This is a genomic window from Gluconobacter sp. Dm-44 (genome assembly GCF_018256175.1).
Classification (GTDB): Bacteria; Pseudomonadota; Alphaproteobacteria; order Acetobacterales; family Acetobacteraceae; genus Gluconobacter; species Gluconobacter cadivus.
In genome coordinates this window covers 125,869-143,446 of sequence record NZ_JAERLZ010000008.1, presented here as the reverse complement: position 1 = coordinate 143,446, position 17,578 = coordinate 125,869, and the positions used below count along the sequence as shown (strand labels likewise).

Annotated in this window: 19 protein-coding genes, 1 pseudogene and 1 other annotated feature; of the genes and pseudogenes, 8 read left to right on the top strand and 12 right to left on the bottom strand. The window is 57.0% G+C overall.

What is annotated here, in order from left to right:
• Positions 1 to 123: 123 nt before the first annotated feature.
• The 3 genes from JK213_RS10905 to JK213_RS10895 form a co-directional block, all read right to left on the bottom strand.
• Complete coding sequence (locus JK213_RS10905; protein ID WP_211571484.1) at positions 124 to 399, bottom strand: hypothetical protein; 276 nt, start codon at positions 397 to 399, stop codon at positions 124 to 126.
• Positions 400 to 1,013: 614 nt separating this feature from the next.
• Complete coding sequence (locus JK213_RS10900) at positions 1,014 to 1,772, bottom strand: SDR family oxidoreductase (RefSeq protein WP_249197419.1); 759 nt, start codon at positions 1,770 to 1,772, stop codon at positions 1,014 to 1,016.
• Positions 1,773 to 1,851: 79 nt separating this feature from the next.
• Positions 1,852 to 2,871: a zinc-binding alcohol dehydrogenase family protein gene (locus tag JK213_RS10895; RefSeq protein WP_211571482.1), complete on the bottom strand. Its 1,020-nt coding sequence runs from the start codon at positions 2,869 to 2,871 to the stop codon at positions 1,852 to 1,854.
• 100 nt (positions 2,872 to 2,971) lie between these two features.
• Between JK213_RS10895 and JK213_RS10890 the strand changes: the two genes are divergently transcribed.
• The 5 genes from JK213_RS10890 (at position 2,972) to JK213_RS10870 (ending at position 5,850) form a co-directional block, all read left to right on the top strand.
• Positions 2,972 to 3,364, top strand: a complete 393-nt coding sequence (locus JK213_RS10890; RefSeq protein WP_198945979.1) for a helix-turn-helix domain-containing protein — start codon at positions 2,972 to 2,974, stop codon at positions 3,362 to 3,364.
• Positions 3,365 to 3,614: 250 nt separating this feature from the next.
• Positions 3,615 to 3,938 (top strand): transposase, encoded by a 324-nt coding sequence (locus JK213_RS10885; RefSeq protein WP_211571481.1) that lies wholly within the window; start codon positions 3,615 to 3,617, stop codon positions 3,936 to 3,938.
• Positions 3,893 to 4,009: a sequence feature (AL1L pseudoknot), on the top strand. It overlaps the preceding gene by 46 nt.
• Before the next feature lie 38 nt (positions 4,010 to 4,047).
• Positions 4,048 to 4,236, top strand: a complete 189-nt coding sequence (locus JK213_RS10880; RefSeq protein WP_015075026.1) for an OST-HTH/LOTUS domain-containing protein — start codon at positions 4,048 to 4,050, stop codon at positions 4,234 to 4,236.
• Between the two features lie 501 nt (positions 4,237 to 4,737).
• Complete coding sequence (locus JK213_RS10875) at positions 4,738 to 5,427, top strand: GNAT family N-acetyltransferase (RefSeq protein ID WP_141354395.1); 690 nt, start codon at positions 4,738 to 4,740, stop codon at positions 5,425 to 5,427.
• A gap of 258 nt (positions 5,428 to 5,685) precedes the next feature.
• Positions 5,686 to 5,850 (top strand): hypothetical protein, encoded by a 165-nt coding sequence (locus tag JK213_RS10870; protein ID WP_167495566.1) that lies wholly within the window; start codon positions 5,686 to 5,688, stop codon positions 5,848 to 5,850.
• A 75-nt stretch (positions 5,851 to 5,925) separates the two neighbouring features.
• On the opposite strand, the gene mazF is transcribed toward JK213_RS10870, so the two are convergent.
• The 9 genes and pseudogenes from mazF to JK213_RS16175 form a co-directional block, all read right to left on the bottom strand.
• Complete coding sequence (gene mazF / locus JK213_RS10865; protein ID WP_141354397.1) at positions 5,926 to 6,255, bottom strand: endoribonuclease MazF; 330 nt, start codon at positions 6,253 to 6,255, stop codon at positions 5,926 to 5,928.
• Positions 6,256 to 6,498: an AbrB/MazE/SpoVT family DNA-binding domain-containing protein gene (locus JK213_RS10860; protein ID WP_141354399.1), complete on the bottom strand. Its 243-nt coding sequence runs from the start codon at positions 6,496 to 6,498 to the stop codon at positions 6,256 to 6,258.
• A 425-nt stretch (positions 6,499 to 6,923) separates the two neighbouring features.
• On the bottom strand, positions 6,924 to 7,949 hold the full coding sequence (locus tag JK213_RS10855) for a hypothetical protein (RefSeq protein ID WP_211571480.1): 1,026 nt from the start codon (positions 7,947 to 7,949) through the stop codon (positions 6,924 to 6,926).
• Positions 7,950 to 8,515: 566 nt separating this feature from the next.
• Positions 8,516 to 11,656, bottom strand: a complete 3,141-nt coding sequence (locus tag JK213_RS10850) for an error-prone DNA polymerase (protein WP_211571479.1) — start codon at positions 11,654 to 11,656, stop codon at positions 8,516 to 8,518.
• A 3-nt stretch (positions 11,657 to 11,659) separates the two neighbouring features.
• Positions 11,660 to 11,893 carry a hypothetical protein gene (locus JK213_RS10845; RefSeq protein ID WP_099213480.1) on the bottom strand — a complete coding sequence of 78 codons (234 nt, stop codon included), beginning with the start codon at positions 11,891 to 11,893 and terminating at the stop codon, positions 11,660 to 11,662.
• Positions 11,893 to 13,422 (bottom strand): DNA polymerase Y family protein, encoded by a 1,530-nt coding sequence (locus JK213_RS10840; RefSeq protein ID WP_249200555.1) that lies wholly within the window; start codon positions 13,420 to 13,422, stop codon positions 11,893 to 11,895. Before JK213_RS10840 ends, JK213_RS10845 begins: the two co-directional genes overlap by 1 nt.
• A complete protein-coding gene (locus JK213_RS10835) occupies positions 13,307 to 14,098 on the bottom strand; it encodes an ImuA family protein (protein WP_211571478.1) in 792 nt (263 codons plus the stop codon). Before JK213_RS10835 ends, JK213_RS10840 begins: the two co-directional genes overlap by 116 nt.
• A gap of 503 nt (positions 14,099 to 14,601) precedes the next feature.
• The gene (locus tag JK213_RS10830; protein WP_194268073.1) at positions 14,602 to 15,270 is read right to left on the bottom strand and encodes a ParA family protein; all 669 of its coding nucleotides are present in this window, start codon (positions 15,268 to 15,270) and stop codon (positions 14,602 to 14,604) included.
• A 109-nt stretch (positions 15,271 to 15,379) separates the two neighbouring features.
• Positions 15,380 to 15,673 (bottom strand): annotated as a pseudogene (locus JK213_RS16175) (hypothetical protein); the annotation flags it as partial.
• A gap of 168 nt (positions 15,674 to 15,841) precedes the next feature.
• Here JK213_RS16175 and JK213_RS10820 point away from each other — a divergent pair.
• From JK213_RS10820 to JK213_RS10810, 3 genes are read left to right on the top strand one after another with little or no spacing between them, the layout of a single operon-like run.
• A complete protein-coding gene (locus JK213_RS10820; RefSeq protein WP_211571476.1) occupies positions 15,842 to 16,036 on the top strand; it encodes a hypothetical protein in 195 nt (64 codons plus the stop codon).
• Between the two features lie 54 nt (positions 16,037 to 16,090).
• Positions 16,091 to 16,468 carry a hypothetical protein gene (locus tag JK213_RS10815; protein ID WP_211571491.1) on the top strand — a complete coding sequence of 126 codons (378 nt, stop codon included), beginning with the start codon at positions 16,091 to 16,093 and terminating at the stop codon, positions 16,466 to 16,468.
• Positions 16,465 to 17,436 (top strand): phosphoadenosine phosphosulfate reductase family protein, encoded by a 972-nt coding sequence (locus tag JK213_RS10810; RefSeq protein WP_211571475.1) that lies wholly within the window; start codon positions 16,465 to 16,467, stop codon positions 17,434 to 17,436. Before JK213_RS10815 ends, JK213_RS10810 begins: the two co-directional genes overlap by 4 nt.
• The last annotated feature ends 142 nt before the right edge of the window (positions 17,437 to 17,578 follow it).

Sequence of the window (17,578 nt, the reverse complement as noted above, 5' to 3'; positions counted from 1 at the left end):
CCATCAATGAAAACGGTGAATCACAAGACCTCTTCAGTGTCACCTCTCGATTCAGAGTTCAGTGGAACCGCTCTAGTTGCTCGGAAAGCCTGCCGTCGCTTCTGTTTCATGAATCCCATGATATCAGATCCCTGCAATAAAACCGGACGGCGTACCGTCGGCAGGATCCACGAACACCACGTCGTTTGGCGCCCGTCGCAGCGTATCAATGGCAAGAAAAACGATTGGATGGCTCAGAATACGGGGCACGGCATGCACCGCCCAACGGGGGAACACTAGAAGATGACCGGGTGCAAACGGAGCCTCCTCCGCCGTTTCCGGGAACGCGGCGGCAATTTCATTGAGATTGAACCGTCCACCCGTCCGGTTCAAGGTCATTAGATGCTCTTCGGCATTCATAACACCAGTTCTCCACTTCCAAGAAGTTTCTGTATGGCAGCAGTATCGGCGACCTGATGCAGCACTGTAATCTCGCCTTTTTCTACGGTTCAGAGATGCACGAAGGCGATATTGCCTGACTGTCCAATCGTTTTTCGCACGCGAGAGGCATCTGACACGTTGAGCTCTACAACGCGGTATTCAGAGTTACGGGATTTCGCGTCTACCCGATGTCGAAGGGGACAAACCGTAAAATATTTCCATTACAGCAAATATGATCTGTTGAGAACGCACCTCAATGACTTCATGTTCGCCAATCATTTCGAGCTAAGACTCACGCTTTACGAATACATCTGCAGGATATGGGCTTCAGAGCCAGAAACATTCATCCTCAATTCCCCCATCAAATGAAGGGATTAAATACCCAGCAAGAAACGATCAGGCTGCTTGCTGCAATACCAAGTCAGTGAAACATGTGAGTGCTGATTTGAACCTTTTCTCCAGTATGTCGGTATCTCTAGTAACTAATCAATTGTGATCCCATTTGTGGTCACAGGGGTTATACGGCACGCAAACAGATGACATGCCGTATGATAGCCTTTTTTATTTACCAGACAGGTATAGATGCCCCCTCCCTATCCATTTTGGAAAAGTGCTTGCATTTTCTCATTAAAACTTTCGACGAATTCATATTCTTGCGGGCCTGAAGCCTCGCGAAATTTTTTTGCTTCATCAACGATGATTTCGTTCTTCTCTGTGGCCAAAAGAGCCATAGTATCGGAAATAAATTTCTTTAGAGGGACAGCGGCTTCTGCTTCTTGACTGTTCATCAGTTCGGTCCGCACCCACGGCGGTGCGATCTCGATGACGTCGATGTTCGTGTCCTTAAGCAGAAAACGCTGCGACATTACGTAAGAATGGAGAGCGGCTTTAGATGCAGAATAAACAGCTGTCAGTGCGAGCGGAATAAAGGCCAGTCCGGAAGTATTGTAGATAATGGTTGATTGGGGCTGCGCCTTAAGATGTGGCATGAGCGCAGAGGTCAGTCGAATCGGAGCAGCAAAATTGGTGGTGAACGTTGAAGTCAGAAGAGTGTCATCTATTTGCCCTGCCGCTGTATCTGGCAACATGATTCCGGCATTGTTGATAAGTACGTTCAACGACGGGTAATCTCGTTGAATTTGCTCCGCAGCATTCTGGATATCAGCCGGAATTTCGAGATCCAGTTCAATGGCCTCCATGCCAGGATTCGCTGCTGTAACCTCATCAAGCCTTAAACGGCGACGCCCGGCAATAATGACCTTGTTGCCATTCTGATGAAATGCTTCGGCAAGGGCGCGACCAATGCCGGAACCACCTCCAGTAATCAGTATGGTATTGTCTGTCAGTTTCATGTTGATCTCCATTTTGAGATTTCGAATTTCAGAAAAATGGGAAGACTTTCTCTTCGTGTAAGGTCATCGAAATATAATTTCAGGCTGCAAAACCCTCGAGTACGATCTTGCCTTTAGCCTGACCGCTCTCGATCAGGGCGTGAGCATCCCGCAGATTGGCCGCAGTGATGAGCCCGAACTCTTTACCGAGCGTCGTGCGAAGACGACCTTCCTCTACAAGGCGCGACACGTCGTTCAGGAGTTTCCCCTGAGCGCTGATGTCTGCCGTTCCGAACAGTGAACGCGTAAACATCAGTTCCCAGTGCAGCGAGAGGCTTTTTCGCTTCAGAGGTAGAGCATTAAGTTCAGCCGGATCATCGATCAGGCCGAAATGCCCCTGTGGGGCAAGAAGTGCGACGATCTCTGCCAGGTGTCGATCTGTCTGCGTCGTGGAAAAAACAAAACCGGGAGCGCCCGTAGGAAGGGCAGCAACCTGTGCGGCCAGGGGCTTACTGTGATCGATCACGTAATCTGCCCCAAGAGATGCGACCCAGTCCTGCGTTTCGGGGCGCGAAGCCGTAGCAATGACCGTGATATCAGTCAGAACCTTGGCCAACTGGATCGCCATGGAACTGACACCGCCTGCACCCCCGATGATCAGAATAGACGGCACCGTTCCTGGGACAGACCGACGAATGTCCAGACGATCGAAAAGCATTTCCCAGGCCGTGATTGCGGTCAGCGGTAAGGCTGCGGCTTCAGCCCAGGTCAGGGAGCGGGGTTTGCGACCGACAATCCGCTCATCGACCAGATGAAACTCGGCGTTGGTTCCTGGACGGTTGATCGCACCGGCATAAAAGACCTCATCGCCGACAGAGAAATCCGTCACGTCCGGTCCGGTGCCGACGACAACCCCCGCCGCATCCCAGCCCAGAACACGCCACTGACCCGCCTCCGGTGTTGCGCTGCTGCGGACTTTTGTATCAACCGGATTGACCGACACAGCCCTGATCTCCACCAGAAGATCCCGGCCCGAAGGAACAGGTTTCGGTAGATCGATGTCCTGAAGGGCTGCCGGATTTTCGATGGGAAGAGGCATCTGATAACCGATGGCCCGCATAATGTCTGCTCCTCTGTTGAATGAGGAGAAGAGTGAGCATTATATTGTTTTCAGACAAGAACGCACTTTTAACACCCATAGTGTCGGAAATGATACCGTTATGACCCGCATCCGCCATAAATCACTTGATTGCAGCCCCGGCTGCGCTGTTGAAGCAACGCTTCAACTCATCGACGGAAAATGGAAAGGTGTGATCCTCTATCACCTGCTTCAGGGGACCCTGCGCTTCAACGCCATCCGCAAACGTTTGCCCAATATCACCCAGAGAATGTTGACCACCCAGCTTCGCGAACTGGAGCGGGACGGGTTTGTGTTGCGGACGGTTTACCCGGAAGTTCCGCCAAAGGTGGAATACAGTCTGACCGCACGCGGTCGGACCCTTGAGCCCGTCATTATGACTCTCAAGAGATGGGGCGATGAGCATACGACGTTCGGACGTGTTCCTGAGGTCTGCGCCGACCTGAAGGGCTCGCCAACAGATGGAGGGTTCTAAAAACCTGCTGTTATTGAGGGATCCACTGTGATTCCATTTTTCTGGTTTTGCTTGATCACGCTGGTTCTTCTGTACGACCATGTAATGACCCACCGCTTTCTGCTCAGGTCATGCGGTTAATGTAGCGGCGTAAGCCGCATCCGGGGTCATCATCTTCAATGCCTGATCAGGGCGCTGTTGGTTGTAAAAGGCAATCTGAATTGCCCCGGGTTTTGTGGAGACAGAACGACCCGAGAGGTAAGAAGAATTCATGAGCAACAAATCGAAGCGTTTTCCGCCTGAATTTCGTGAACGTGCGGCTCGCATGGTTCTGGAGGAAGAGAAGAGCCATCCATCACGCTGGTCTGCGGTGATGATGATAGCGCCAAAGCTGGATATTCATCCTGACACGCTGTCAAAATGGACCCGTCTGCATGAGCGGGCCAATGCGCCTGCGGTGAGTGAACTGCCTGATCGGGAAAAGATCAGGCAACTGGAGCGAGAGAACCGCGAATTGCGGCAGGCCAATGAAATCCTGCGTAAGGCTTCTGCGTATTTTGCCCAGGCGGAACTCGACCGCCGGTTCAGGCCATGACGCGCTTCATTGAGGAGCATCGGCAGACATATGGTGTCGGGTCAATCTGCAAGATCCTGCCGATTGCGCCATCTGTCTATTATGCAACCGTTGCCAGGCAGAAAAAACCTTGTGCGCGCAGCCAGAAAGACAAAGAGCTGTTCTTGCCAAACAGGCACCGGACTTCGACGCACGCAACTACGGCTATAGCCGCCTGTCCGAATTGGCCGAGGCATCCGGCCTCTTAGATGTCGAGCGCATCGGCGACCATCCCAAGGTCGTCATGGTGAAACTGAAACTTGCTTCCGCCAATGGGTGACCGGGACGACAGACTGCACATCCGGAACGATTATTTTTACACGCTGCCTCGGTAAGGATGTGTAACGCTCCGGTATTGGCGGTGACGCCAGCTTCCTCATGGTTCTCGTTGAAACGCAGATATTCGCCTTCCCCCAAGAGCCACCTGTCTGCTCGAGGAAACCTGAACAGACAGGCAGCAGTCGCCTCATGTCCGACATCGATGTGGTGATGACAGTTTTCCGAAAGCCGACATTGTCAGGCGAGCCGCGATAGACTGCGTTTGGGACAAAGCGGTCATGTGCACGCGACATGAAGAGCGGCAGCCTCGGTCAGAAGAAGACGTTCAACCCACATCCAACCACGTCATAGACCGACAGGAACTGGGCCGGTTCCGGACTTGCGGCTCTCAGACGAGAAGACCGCTAAAGCTGACCTGTGGCCAGACTAAAAAGCTCGGCACCATATGGATGCATGGTGCCGAGCTGCCTGCTGCGATAGGAAGACAGGAAACAGCCACGGGATGTCTGAACAGACAATGACAACAGATCTGACGAACTGGACCGGTGTGCCCAGACCTGCCCGTCTTGTCATGGAGGGGCGCTATACGCGACTGGAGCCGCTCGATCCGGCGCTTCATGAGGCCGATCTGCTGCGCTCGGCGCAGGAACCGGGGGCCGATGACCGGTTCCGCTACCTGTTCGAGACGACACCCGCCGACGCCGCGAGCTTCCATGCCTGGATCGAGAAAGCGGCAACATCCGAAGATCCCCTGTTCTTCGCGGTGATCGACAAGGCGACCGGCCGCGCCGAGGGGCGCCAGGCCCTGATGCGGATCGATACGGCGCATGGCGTCATTGAGATCGGCAGCATTCTGTGGGGGCCGGCGATCGCACGCACCTGCGTCACCACGGAAGCGCTGTACCTGTTCGCATCCTATGTTTTCGACACGCTCGGCTATCGCCGGTTCGAGTGGAAATGCAACGATCTGAACGGGCCATCCAAGCGGGCAGCCGAACGGTTCGGCTTCCGGTTTGAAGGACTCTTTCGGAACCATATGGTGGCCAAGGGTCAGAATCGTGACACGGTCTGGTTCGCAATGACCGATACCGACTGGCCTGATATCAAAGCCGCACTTGAGGTGTGGCTCAGGCCAGGGAATTTCGATCCTGCCGGACAACAGATTGCAAAGCTGGTCGCGATCAAGACATAAGTGCGGGCCTGACAACAGGTTTTCGTAATGGGTGACGCCGATCGGGGACGTAACGAATGGCTTCCCACGGTCAGCCGGCACATTCGACCGTCACAACGTCATTTTCGGAAACAGGTCAGCGACCCAGTCGATGAACACACGCCCCCGTGGCGAGAGCTGTCGGTTGCGTGGGTAAAGCAATGAAACCGGCGTCGACGATGATGGACAATCGGGGAGAACAGTAATGGTCCTGGCTGGATGGCGCTGAAGGGGCAGCGCGTGGGTATTGTTGATACGTGGGACCCCGTGCGTGACGGAACAGATGCCCAGTTTGAGGTGCGAGCCTTTGTTGGAGACGGGCAGGTCTTCGTGGAGAAAGTCAGTGACGATATCTGGATCGGCGGGAATGTCGTGACCCGTATTTCCGGAACGATCACCGTATAAGCATTCGGAGCGCACAGGGTGGCCTGCCTCCTGTGACAGGGAAAGCGAAAAGGGGGTATTTCGCTTTCCCTGCTCTTATCCGATTAATAGCCGAACGCGCTCGCGGACCGCTTCAAGTTCGCCTTCAGAAACCCGGCCTTTATGCTTGGCCCGTCTGGCACGCCAGTCAAGACTGCGAACCTGATCAGAGAGAACAACGCTTGTTGGTTCTCCCGTCAGGGGTACTTCAAAAGGATACCCTTTGACTTTTGTCGTTGTCGGGCAACAGACGATCATTCCGGATTTTTTGTTATAGCTGGCGGGAGACAATACGACAGCGGGGCGATGTCCGGCCTGTTCACGCCCTGCCTGAGGATCAAACTCCAGCCAGACAATGTCTCCGCAGTCTGGTACCCACGCCGACACTTACCAGATCTCTCCACCGACTTCAGATCCAAAACTCACTTCACCATGGCGGTTATCATCCGTGATCGCAGCGGTCAGGGCTTCCAGAGAAAGGGCAGCAGATCGAACCGGTTGAATGACGATGCGTCCATCTTCTTCCCGGACATCAACGGCCTGGTTAACATGCAGGTGAGCCGCTTCAAGGATATTGGCCGGCAAACGAATGGCGGCGCTGTTCCCCCATTTACGAACGGTTCCAAGCATTGAATCTCTCCTACGTGTGTCTACATGGTAGATACCACGTCAGCAAGCTCCGTCTCAAGCCGAAAATGGCAAAATGTCCGCTTTGGGCGGATCAGACCTCCGGAGCGGACATTCCGTTTACCTCCCATAGCTGCCCATATATCGCGATGAAAAACCGGCCATTTAGCGTGAACATTCATAGCTAGGAGGCCTCATGAGCGCGATCGCAGATATAGGGCCTGTCGGGAAACAGATGTTTTTCGACAGGCAATGGAGTGCGTATCCGTGAACGGATTTAATGTGTTGTCCGCTCACCAGTACCAGTAGGGTACCCAAAATCTTACGCATCAAATAATAGTCCAACAGGATCGCTCGATTGCAGTTTGCATCCAGAGCACTCAACGTAATTTTCTCCTGGGTAGACGATCACGGGGGATGTCATCCTATCATTCTGGCCCTGTGAGCGCCCACCGTACCCTCCTCCAGAAAGCCGTGTCCCGCTCATACTGTGTCTTGTCTTTGGGTCGATAAAAATCATGTTCGATGACTTCGGCGTCGCTCAGGGCTTGTGACATCAGAGGATGCATCCTGGCTTTACGGGTTCTGTAGTCGTCTGTATCGAACCCCATGGTCTCGACAATGATCTGACTGCCGTCTCCATCAGGACGCTCGGGCTCGATTTTGACTATGAAGTCAGGCACACAAGGTTCGCGCGGGTCTTCATCTTCGGCTACTTCGGGCCCAATATCAAACAAGGGCTTCTCGATTGCGACGTCACGGTTCTTCTTTGTATGGAGCCATGTTTGTACGCTCTGAAGTTGAGTGAACGTGACGCGCTCTCGATCGCTGTCGACCATCATAAGGTCGTCTTCAGACAGGCAGGGATGGGCATATGCTTTCAGGACTTCTGGCGTGTCGCCCGCAGTTGCGGCAGCAATCAAACAGATGACCAGATACGGGGACCGTGCAGCGAGTGCTTCGGCGGCTTCACGGTCAGCGCCGTTGCGTTCGCCAAAAATTGTAATGGTCCCCCGCACAGGGATGGTCGTGTCAAAAATTGTGGTAATCTGACCACTATCGCATGTCCTCGCCAGCGTTATGAGAATGCCATGAGGCCTTTTCCCACCAAATGTCTCCGGGCGCTGTTTGCCAATGCTATGGACCAGTGCGTTCAGATTTTTGTCATAAGTGATCAGCCAGTCGGCAAGACTTATGCCGGGTGCCAGTTGTAAATCAGCAGATGCATCTCGAATGTTTCTGAACTGCTCGCTTCGCTTGCAGGGATCCTCTTTGTATGAGCGACATTGCAAGCCGGCTGCGGTCATGAGCCGGGCTAGAAGTGTCGCGAGGGCCGGGCGTTTGCGAAGATAGGATGTTCCACCAGATGTCCGTGGGAAAGTCTGATCTTCTCGATGGTTCTGAATAAGATTCAGCGACGCCTCTTCAGGACAATGATAGGTTCTAACCAGCATACGTTGCTCATGTGGCTCGCGAAAAAAATCGCATCTCTCATCATGGGTCTTCCATCCGCCCCTGCTTGCGCGGACAATGTGGTCTTCGCCGCGCGGCACAAGAACGGGAGGGTAGCGTTCATTATCGCCGCGGCAGGAACAGTAAAACCAGCGGCCGGCTCCCTCGATTTGATATTTTTTGGCTACTGTGCTTCCTCTGGATCGACACGCAGCTCGGGCGAAACGACCAAAGGCGTTTCGGAGGTCTATCTCCTCATCTTCAGGAAGTTTGTGTGACCGGCTTGGGAGATTCTTGGGTCCTACGCGCATGGCTGCCTTTCCTGAGTCCGAAGAATTGCTGCGTCAATCGTGCTGCGAAAAATGGCAATCGAAAAGAGGGATGTGCACGTTCCATCTGTTCGTCATCCACCTATGGATTTGTGAACAGCCGTTCCACGGCCGCTCGCGTCCTGATGGACAGCCCTTCCGGCTGACCACAGTCGCCGCTCTGCCCACAATTCCACAGGTTCAACATCAACAAGCATCTCTCTATTTTTGAATAAGATCGGTCGAACCGATTATCCTTCCTATCGAAAGTCCCGTGCCTTCAGCAGCTCTGACCCCTGAAGCAATGGCGTTAGGTCTTCCAGACTGAGCACAACGACATGGATCACCTCACCCTCTTTCTGCAGCCGGCCCTTACAGGCCAGCAGACGGGACGCGAGAAGAGGAAGCCGGTGCTTCTCCTGCACGTCTTTCCAGACAATCAGATTGGCCGTGCCGGTTTCATCTTCGATCGTGACGAACATGGTGCCGTTCGCCGTTCCCGGCCTCTGCCGCATCAGGACAAGACCCGTGAGCTGGATCCGACGCCCATCCCGCAGGTACGGCAGATCTCCACAGCGCACGATCCCCTCTTTTCGTAAGCCCTCTCGGAGAAACGCGACGGGATGCCCGTTCAGACTAAGTCCTGTCGCCCGGTAATCCTCATGCACCGACGCCCGCTCTGACATCTGCGGCAGGACAATCTCCGGCTCGATCACCTCCGGCAGCGGAAAGTTCCGCCCGCGATCCGCCGCTTCGAACAACGGCAGGGCCGTATCGGCGAGACCCTTGATCGACCAGAGTGCAGCACGGCGCATCTGTCCAAACACCCGGAACGCATCCGCTTCCGCCAGACATTCCAGGGCCGAGACCGGCACATCCGCACGCCGCCAGACATCATCAATACTCTCATAATCCGGCATCCGGGCCGCAATCAGGGCCGCACCGAGCCCGTTAGCAAGCCCCCGCACCATGCGAAAGCCCAACCTTACGGCTTTACGTAAAGACGTACCGCTACGCTCCAGCGTGCAGTCCCATCGGGAGGCATTGATACAGATCGGCCGGACCTCGACGCCATGGCGTTGCGCGTCCTGAACAATCTGCGAAGGCGCATAAAACCCCATGGGCTGGCTGTTCAGCAGGGCTGCGCAGAACACATCCGGGTAATGGCATTTTATCCAGGCGGACGCATAGGCGATCAGGGCAAACGAGGCGGCGTGGCTTTCGGGAAAGCCGTAGCTGCCAAACCCTTCGAGCTGGCTGAACGTCTGCTCTGCAAACTCCTGTTCATACCCGTTGGCCAGCATCCCGCTCACCAGTTTGTCCCGGAACGGCGACACCCCCCCGGTCATTTTGAACGTCGCCATGGCACGGCGGAGCTGGTCCGCCTCGCCTGGCGTAAAGCCTGCACAATGGATGGCCACCTGCATTGCCTGCTCCTGGAACAGCGGCACGCCCAAAGTTTTCCCAAGGATCTCGCGCAGGGTCTCGGACGGATAGGTGACAGGCTCCAGTTTCTCTCTCCTGCGGAGATAGGGATGAACCATATCTCCTTGGATTGGCCCGGGCCGGACGATCGCGACCTGTATCACCAGATCATAGAAAGTCCTGGGCTTCATGCGCGGCAGCATCGACATCTGCGCCCGGCTTTCGATCTGGAATGTGCCGAGCGTGTCAGCCTTCTGGATCATGCGATAGGTCTGCGGATCCTCGGCCGGGATCGAAGCGAGATCCATGCGGGTCTGATACACGGTGTGCAGCAACTCGAACCCGCGACGCAGACAGCCGAGCATTCCCAGGCCCAGAACGTCCACCTTCATGAAGCGCAGCACGTCAATATCGTCTTTGTCCCAGACAATAATCTGACGTCCGTCCATGGCGGTCGGCAGCAGGGGAACAAGTTCGTCCAGGCGATCCTCGGTCAGCACAAATCCGCCCGGATGCGTCCCAAGCTGGCGCGGAAAGCCGAGAAGCTGGCGTGCGAGATGGAATGTCAGGCTGAGGCGTCTGTCCTTCAGGTTCAGACCAAGATCAGCCGCGCGTGCCTTACACAGATCCTGATCCGCGAGAGAGGAGGCGATGTGTTTGGAAAGCTGGCCGGTCAGATCCTCCGGTAGCCCCAGAACCTTGCCGACTTCGCGCAACGCGCCCTTGGGCTGATAGCGCTGCACGGTGGCACACAGGGCCGCGCGGTGGCGGCCATAGTGCCGGTAAATCCACTGGATGACTTCTTCGCGGCGGTCACTCTCGAAATCGACGTCGATATCGGGCGGTTCCTGCCGTTCGGCTGAGATGAACCGTTCGAACAGTAGGCCCGAGCGAACCGGATCAATACTCGTGATGCCCAAAACATAGCAGACCGCTGAGTTCGCGGCGGATCCGCGCCCCTGGCAGACAATCCCGAGCGAGCGGGCATGACGCACGATCGTATTCACAGTCAGGAAATACGGAGCGTAGGCGAGAGAGCCGATCAGCCTCAGCTCATGGGCGATCTGCGCCTCGACTTCTGGCGGCGCCCCGGCCGGGTAGCGACGCGGCAGTGCGACTTCGACCAGACGTGTCAGTGTCTCCTGCGCGCTTTCGCCCGGTCTCTCGGTTTCGGTCGGATACTGATAGGTCAGGTCATCCAGACTGAACGTGCAGATCTCGGCAATTCTCCGTGTGTTGGCGAGGGCGTCAGGAAAGGCGGCAAAGAGGCGTACCTGCTCTTCAGGGGCTTTCAGATGGCGATCAGCGTGAACGTGACGGCGGTTGCCGAGGGCATCGACGGTGCAGCCTTCCCGGATGGCTGTGACCACGTCCTGAAGGACGTGCCGGCGCGCATCGTGGTAAAGAACATCTCCCGTCACAACGCAGGCCAGACCTTGTGCCGCACTGAACGCCGCAAGCGCGTGAAGCCGGGCCAGATCTCCCGGCTGCCGGAGCATCGTCAGCGCGAGAAACCGGATCTCTTCTTCGCCTGCCCTGTGTCCGGGCAGATCCAGCAGGCTCTGAACGTGACCTGGAAGCGCTGCCAGATCCTCGGGAGGTAACAGGATCAGGACGAGGTCCGATGCCGCTGCAACGAGATCCTCCCAGCCCAGAAGGAACACCTCCCGCTCGCCCCGATGATGGCCAAGGGTCAGGAGCTGGCAGAGACCTGCCCAGCCCGCCCGGTTGCGGGGATAGGCCAGGAGCGCACTGCCATCGCGCAGAGCCAGACGGCATCCGGGCAGAAGACGAAGACCGGCCTCGCGCGCCGCCAGATGGGCGCGGATCACGCCTGCCACAGTGTTCCAGTCGGTCAGACCGATTGTGTCATAGCCCAGGGCTTTCGCCTGGAAGATCAGTTCATCCGGCTGGCTGCCCGAGCGCAGGAATGAAAACGAGGACGTCACCTGCAATTCGACGTAAGGCGCGCTCATGGCCTAGCGGCGGTGGGGATGGGGATGTCGGCTGCTGTCAGGCGCGTTGCTGGTGGGCGCGCGCATGACCACGAAGCCGGAGCGTTCGAGATAGGCGACCAGCCGTTCGGCCACCAGACGGGCCATCAGCTCGGCGGCGTCATGCGTCCGCCTGCGTCCGTCGTAACACAGCGCGTGCATCAGGACTTCGGCCACGTCCGAAGTGCTGGCCGGGATCAGGTCATCGCGGGGATCCATCAGAAGACCCCCTGTAGAAACCAGTCGCCCGAACCGGACCAGCCGTGGGCTCCGTCGCCTTTGCGAAAGAGCCACAGGCGCAGGCCGGTCGTGGTCTCAACCTGCCAGTAGTCGCGGATCGCGCCGTAACTTTCGGACGTCTGCCACCATTCGCCCAGCAGTCGCTCGGGGCCATCGGCCGCCGCAATGCGGTGCGTCTGTCGCTTCAGGACGAACTGGCGGGGCGCACCGTCCGGGAGCAGGGCAGTCACCTGCACCCGGACGGGCAGATCGAACAAAGTGTTCGGCCGCGCCCAGAGCATCTGGCTCGCGAGAGCCGGTTTTGCCATGTTATCCGGAGAAACGCGAGCCTGTCCGTCCTCCGGCCAGGCGGAAAACCGGGGCGCGAGCTGGTGAACCGAAACAACGCCCGGACGATTCAGTAACCGGTCGATCAGAGAGGCTGGGAGGCGCGTTTCAGAGGCTCCCGTTTCGTCTGGCAGGACAGACCGCTCAGGTCCCGCTTCCAGCGGTTCGTTCGCGCTGACAGTGAGGATAACGGTTGCAATTCCGAACTCTGGCGCGATCTGCGGGATCTGGTCCTTCAGCAGGCGTGTCAGACGCGTAATGTCAGCCGTGGGATCGGATGTTCCCACGCGGACGGCCTGGATGGATCCGTCCACGCGCACACAGAGAAAGTCGAGCTGCCGCGCCCCCTCCCCCCGGGCCACCAGCTTTTCGCAGACAACCGGCACAAGGGCTGCAATCACCGTGGCAATGGCGTCAGGCGTGCTGATCGGCTCGACCAGAGACCGGGTCAGGGAAATCCGGTCCGCAGGCTGAAAGACGCTGAGCGGGCGGGCCTGTCGTCCCAAAGCCTCATCAAGACAGCTCAGAAGCTCTCTGCCAAAGCGCTTGGCCAGAGGTGCGCGTGGGAGATCTGCAAGGGCGCCAATCGTGTTGAGTCCAAGGCGTGTGAGGCTGGAGAGCGCCTTCTCAGGCAGCGGAAGCGCTGAACAGGGCAACGGGTGCAGCGCCTGTCTCTGCTGACCGGGAGGCACGAGACAGATCCGGTTGATCCCAGAGCGGGCCAGGGCGCGTGAGGCAGCGGCGGTATCGCTTAGTGCCACGGAGCAGGAATGTCCCTTCGCCTTCAGGCGTTCCCTGACGAGATCCAGCATGGCCGTCTCACCCCCATAAAGATGGGCGCAGCCGGTGGTGTCGCTGTAGAGACCGTCCGGAGTGTCGAACGCGGGCAGCGGCGACAGCCAGATCAACCAGGAGCACAGGTCTGTCAGCGCGGCCCTCTGTGCTTCGGCGTCTTCTTCTGCCGTCAGAAGATCAGGTACCAAAGAGCGCGCCTGTGCGAGTGGCATTTCGGGTGTCAGTCCGGCCGCGAGCGCAGCCGGACTGACACCCGTGACGATCTGACGGTTATGCGCTGGCGCGTGCACGGCCAGGGGCCTGTCGGTCGGGAAGTCTTCCGGGCGGGAGAGCTGAAGGCGCTCGGTGCGCCAGAAGGGCATCCAGAGAGCGAGAAAGCGGCGCATGATCGGTGCAGTCGAGGATCCAGTGAGCAGGGCGGCCTCCCCTCACCCGCAGCAGCGCGGCAGAAAGGCGTCGGGAACCGGGAAGCGGCATGGCCAGTCCCGGAAAAAATCGTGGCGCTGAGGGATGAGAGAGGATCCGCCAGCGCGTGGCGCACGCGCAGGGATCTTTCCCGGGAGCGCGCGTGAGGGGAGCCAAACGCAGGAAGAAGCCTGTGTTGCCACTCGCCTCCACAGCCAGATTAAGGCGACGGATTTCCTTGAGGCTTGGGACGTGGCTTCCTGTGATGACGGCCAGTGCGCGCTCTGGCCCGCGCAACACGTCTTCGGCGACCGATAGCAGGCTGGCCGGGTCCGTTTCAATGCAGACCAGACGTTCCAGTGAAACGCCGGACTGATGCAGCCCGCAGCCGTTCAGTTCGGCCGGTGTATCGCTGATCCAGAAGATAGGCCCCCTGCCCTCTTTCAGGATGGGCAGCAGCATGGCGAGACTGGCCCCTCTCTCCAGAGGATCAGAAATCAAAAAGTCATGCAGGCTGCCGGTCTTGAGACCGCCGCCGAGATGGGCATCGACGGCAGAATGTCCGGTGGCGAGTGTGTCACTATGGGAATGGGACAGGTCTCGACGCTCCAAGCGTCGGACCTGCTCGCGCAGTCGCGCCAGGGCGTCCGTTGTCATTCATGTTCTCCTTAACGAGAACATAAAGAGAACAAAAAAGGACTTAAGGCAAGAAAATTATCGAAGGTACTCTTGCCAAGAGTCTTAGGAGGCTAGGTTAGACCACGACTTTTGGCATTTCAGGAACATCTCTGACAAAACCAGATTTCTAATAAAGGGTATAAAACCGGTATTAGATTAAATTCAGATTATATATTTAATACCGGTAATATAATTAATTCCGGTATTAATAATAATCTTCTTATTTTTGTTTGCTGTAGGAGCGCCACATAATTTCGATCAGCGCGCCTTGCGTGATGCCTAGACGCTCGGCCTCACCGGCTATCGCGTCCCCAATCTCTGGCATGATTTTGGGGTGAATCTGATAGGTTCTAGGGCTGGGCTTCCGACCAGGCTTACGTCGCGGGGTGCGATCTAAGAAGCCATGAGCCTCCCCTACAGCATCCACTATCTTAGTTTGCTGCACGCTTTCGTCTTTCGGACGTGCCCGTAGTCCAGCAAGTCTATTTGAGCCGGTCATATACAGCCTCCGCAAAACCCCTTGCGTTTTCTAGGGCCTTGTCCACTTTTCCGCCTGTCGTCATCTCTTTATTTTCGAGCATTGATGTCAAATCGCCCCCATAGGCAAATAGCTCAGAAAAGGCTGCCCTGGAGACTAATGACGGTTGTATGAGGTCGATGCCTTCCGATTTGAGCTGGCTTTCAAGATCTTTCTGAACGCGACTTTTTATCGCGGCACTTGTTTTTGTAAGCACCACAGCATGACGGATCGTTCTTCCGAGAGCATCCTCTTCTTCTCTTACGAGAGCCAAGGCTTCCGAACCAATCTCAGCGTCCAATGCTGTTGCCTGCATCGGTACAATCACTAGGTCAGCCTGAGATATGGCGCGACTGACAAGTTGTGAAGCAACACCTTCAAGATCAACTATGACGATTTTTCCGTCGCCATCTGCTCTTTTGATTGTCTGAACAATTTCGGATCGGCCCACGTCTGATACGAGGCGAATGCCAGATGGGATGCTTCGAGAAGCCCAACGTGTAAGCGAGTGGTTTGGGTCGCAATCCAGAACCGTAACTTCGGCGTGCATTCGCGCAAACTCTGTAGCCAAGAGCACGGCACAGGTTGATTTTCCTACTCCTCCCTTGGGACTAGCCATCACAATTACGGGCATCAATCTCTCCAGATTAATACAATAACCGGTATTAAATAAGTCACCGGAATCGTTTCGGTAATCTGTAATATATGCATTACCAGAAATAAATCAATAACCTAAATTAATTCTATGACCGGAAATATATAACAAACCGGGAAAGCACCTGAAAATCTAAAATCGGTAGTTCATAGCGGTTTAGAGGATGGCAGCATGGAAGGATTGAAAGAAAGCGCTGACTGGGAGACACTCTTTTGATTGTCTGAACAATTTCGGACCGGCCGACGTCTGATACGAGGCGAATGCCAGATAGGATGCTTCGAGAAGCCCAACGTGTAAGCGAGTGGCTTGGGTCGCAATCCAGAACCGTAACTTCGGCGTTCATTCGCGCAAACTCTGTAGCCAAGAGCACGGCACAGGTTGATTTTCCTACCCCCCTTTGGGACGAGCCATCACAATTACAGGCATCAGTCTCTCCAGGTTAATATAATAACCGGTATTGAATGAAATACCGGAATTGTTTCCATAATCTGTAATATATCTATAACCGGTAATATATGACAAACCAGAATAACACCGGAAAAAATTGGTAATGGATCGTAGTTTTGATGGTGGCAGAAATGAAAAGATTGAAGGAAAGCGTAATAGAAGAAAGGGCTGGCTGGAAGCTGCCCAGCCCGCAACAGGTGGGTCAACGCGTGTCCTCGCCATGCTCGCCGGCTACGCCGTCTGCGCGTGGCTGCGGGCCGCGTTGATCCTGCCGCTGCGCGGTACTGTTGCAGTCTGAACAGCCCCCAGCCGGACGCGACGATGTTCAAAAACCAGAAATGGATCGAGCATCATGCGCCGTCATTACCTTCCTTACGCCCCAACACCACGCGGTCGGCCGCCCATGCGGTGGACCGATACACAGGAGCCCGTCTCCTGCCGCAAATGCAATGAGCACTGGGCTGGCGGTGATCCGGCCCTGACGATCCCGTGTACGGGCTGCAACGCGCCGGCGCATGAGCCCTGCCGTCGCAGTGCGGGTGGCAATGAACGGGTGTGTGCGTGCCGGGATGAGGCGGCAACCCAGCTTGGACTCCTCTCACGCTGCGAGGGCCTGAGCTGGGACAACCGGCACGTCAAGCCGCTTCTCCTGCGGGATGCTCCGATCGCCAGTGCCCTGATGTGCCGCTCTGTCCGGACAGGTGCCCCGGTCAGCAGGTTCGTGTCATGACGCCGGATCTGACGTCGTATGACAGTATTATCGTGGCCATCTCGGGCGGCAAAGACGGCCTCGCCTGCCTTTTTGCCCTCCTTGAAGCCGGTGCCCCGATGGACCGCCTGGAACTGTGGCACCACGAGGTGGACGGGCAGGGGCCGTCCTTCATGGACTGGCCCTCCACCTCGCCCTATGTGAGCGCGCTGGCGCGGGACTTCGGCCTGCCGCTCTATCGCTCCTGGCGCGAGGGCGGCTTCGAGCGGGAGATGCTCCGCAAGGACGCACCGACAGCCCCTGTTCTTTTCGAAAGCCCTGAGGGTCTGATCCGCGCAGGCGGGCAGGGGCCGAACGGGACGCGCCTGCGCTTTCCCCAGGTCTCCGCCAGCCTGACGACCCGATGGTGCTCCGGTGTCACCAAGATTGACGTCGCCGATCGCTCCCTACGCGGCCAGGACCGCTTCCTGAACCGCCGCACCCTGTTCGTAACGGGCGAGCGTGCCGAAGAAAGCCCAAACCGTGCCCGCTATGCCACCTTCGAGCCGCACCGCACGGATACGCGGCATGGCACGCGACGTCGCCGTCATGTCGATCACTGGCGGCCCGTCCACCAGTGGAGCGAGGCGCAGGTCTGGGACAGCCTGAAACGCTGGAAGGTGATGCCGGCGCTGCCCTACCGCATCGGCTTCTCCAGACTGTCCTGTGCCACCTGTATTTTTGGCGATGCGCGGCAGTTTGCAACGATCCGCTGGCTCGATCCGGCCCGCTTTGAACGCCTCGTGCAGTACGAGCAGCAGTTTGGCTGCACGATCAAGCGCACGGTGTCGCTGGAGCAGCTCGCCGAGCAGGGCAGGCCGTATGCCGCCGCCCTGGCAGCACCCGATCTGGCCCGCGCGTGCCTCTCGGCGCGTCCGATCCCGACTGTCTTCACACCAGCCTGGGAGACCCCGGCCGGAGCGTTCGGGCAGGGCGGGGGGCCAACCTGAAAAAAAAGAAGAAAAAACAGAAGGTTGAAAAAAGAAGAAGAGGGGAGGGGGGGGCAGCACAGGCCAGCCCGCCCTGCAAGAGGTGGGTCCGTCCGTGTCCTCGCTGCGCTGCGGGCCGGGCGGTCCCGACGCTGCGCGTCGC

What these genes read in the sequence shown, in the direction of transcription:
- JK213_RS10905 (WP_211571484.1), bottom strand. Translation starts at nt 399, where the DNA reads ATGAATGCCGAAGAGCATCTAATGACCTTGAACCGGACGGGTGGACGG.
- JK213_RS10900 (WP_249197419.1), bottom strand. Translation starts at nt 1,772, where the DNA reads ATGAAACTGACAGACAATACCATACTGATTACTGGAGGTGGTTCCGGC.
- JK213_RS10895 (WP_211571482.1), bottom strand. Translation starts at nt 2,871, where the DNA reads ATGCGGGCCATCGGTTATCAGATGCCTCTTCCCATCGAAAATCCGGCA.
- JK213_RS10890 (WP_198945979.1), top strand. Translation starts at nt 2,972, where the DNA reads ATGACCCGCATCCGCCATAAATCACTTGATTGCAGCCCCGGCTGCGCT.
- JK213_RS10885 (WP_211571481.1), top strand. Translation starts at nt 3,615, where the DNA reads ATGAGCAACAAATCGAAGCGTTTTCCGCCTGAATTTCGTGAACGTGCG.
- JK213_RS10875 (WP_141354395.1), top strand. Translation starts at nt 4,738, where the DNA reads ATGTCTGAACAGACAATGACAACAGATCTGACGAACTGGACCGGTGTG.
- JK213_RS10860 (WP_141354399.1), bottom strand. Translation starts at nt 6,498, where the DNA reads ATGCTTGGAACCGTTCGTAAATGGGGGAACAGCGCCGCCATTCGTTTG.
- JK213_RS10855 (WP_211571480.1), bottom strand. Translation starts at nt 7,949, where the DNA reads ATGCTGGTTAGAACCTATCATTGTCCTGAAGAGGCGTCGCTGAATCTT.
- JK213_RS10850 (WP_211571479.1), bottom strand. Translation starts at nt 11,656, where the DNA reads ATGAGCGCGCCTTACGTCGAATTGCAGGTGACGTCCTCGTTTTCATTC.
- JK213_RS10845 (WP_099213480.1), bottom strand. Translation starts at nt 11,893, where the DNA reads ATGGATCCCCGCGATGACCTGATCCCGGCCAGCACTTCGGACGTGGCC.
- JK213_RS10840 (WP_249200555.1), bottom strand. Translation starts at nt 13,422, where the DNA reads ATGCGCCGCTTTCTCGCTCTCTGGATGCCCTTCTGGCGCACCGAGCGC.
- JK213_RS10835 (WP_211571478.1), bottom strand. Translation starts at nt 14,098, where the DNA reads ATGACAACGGACGCCCTGGCGCGACTGCGCGAGCAGGTCCGACGCTTG.
- JK213_RS10830 (WP_194268073.1), bottom strand. Translation starts at nt 15,270, where the DNA reads ATGCCCGTAATTGTGATGGCTAGTCCCAAGGGAGGAGTAGGAAAATCA.
- JK213_RS10820 (WP_211571476.1), top strand. Translation starts at nt 15,842, where the DNA reads ATGGATCGTAGTTTTGATGGTGGCAGAAATGAAAAGATTGAAGGAAAG.
- JK213_RS10815 (WP_211571491.1), top strand. Translation starts at nt 16,091, where the DNA reads ATGCGCCGTCATTACCTTCCTTACGCCCCAACACCACGCGGTCGGCCG.
- JK213_RS10810 (WP_211571475.1), top strand. Translation starts at nt 16,465, where the DNA reads ATGACGCCGGATCTGACGTCGTATGACAGTATTATCGTGGCCATCTCG.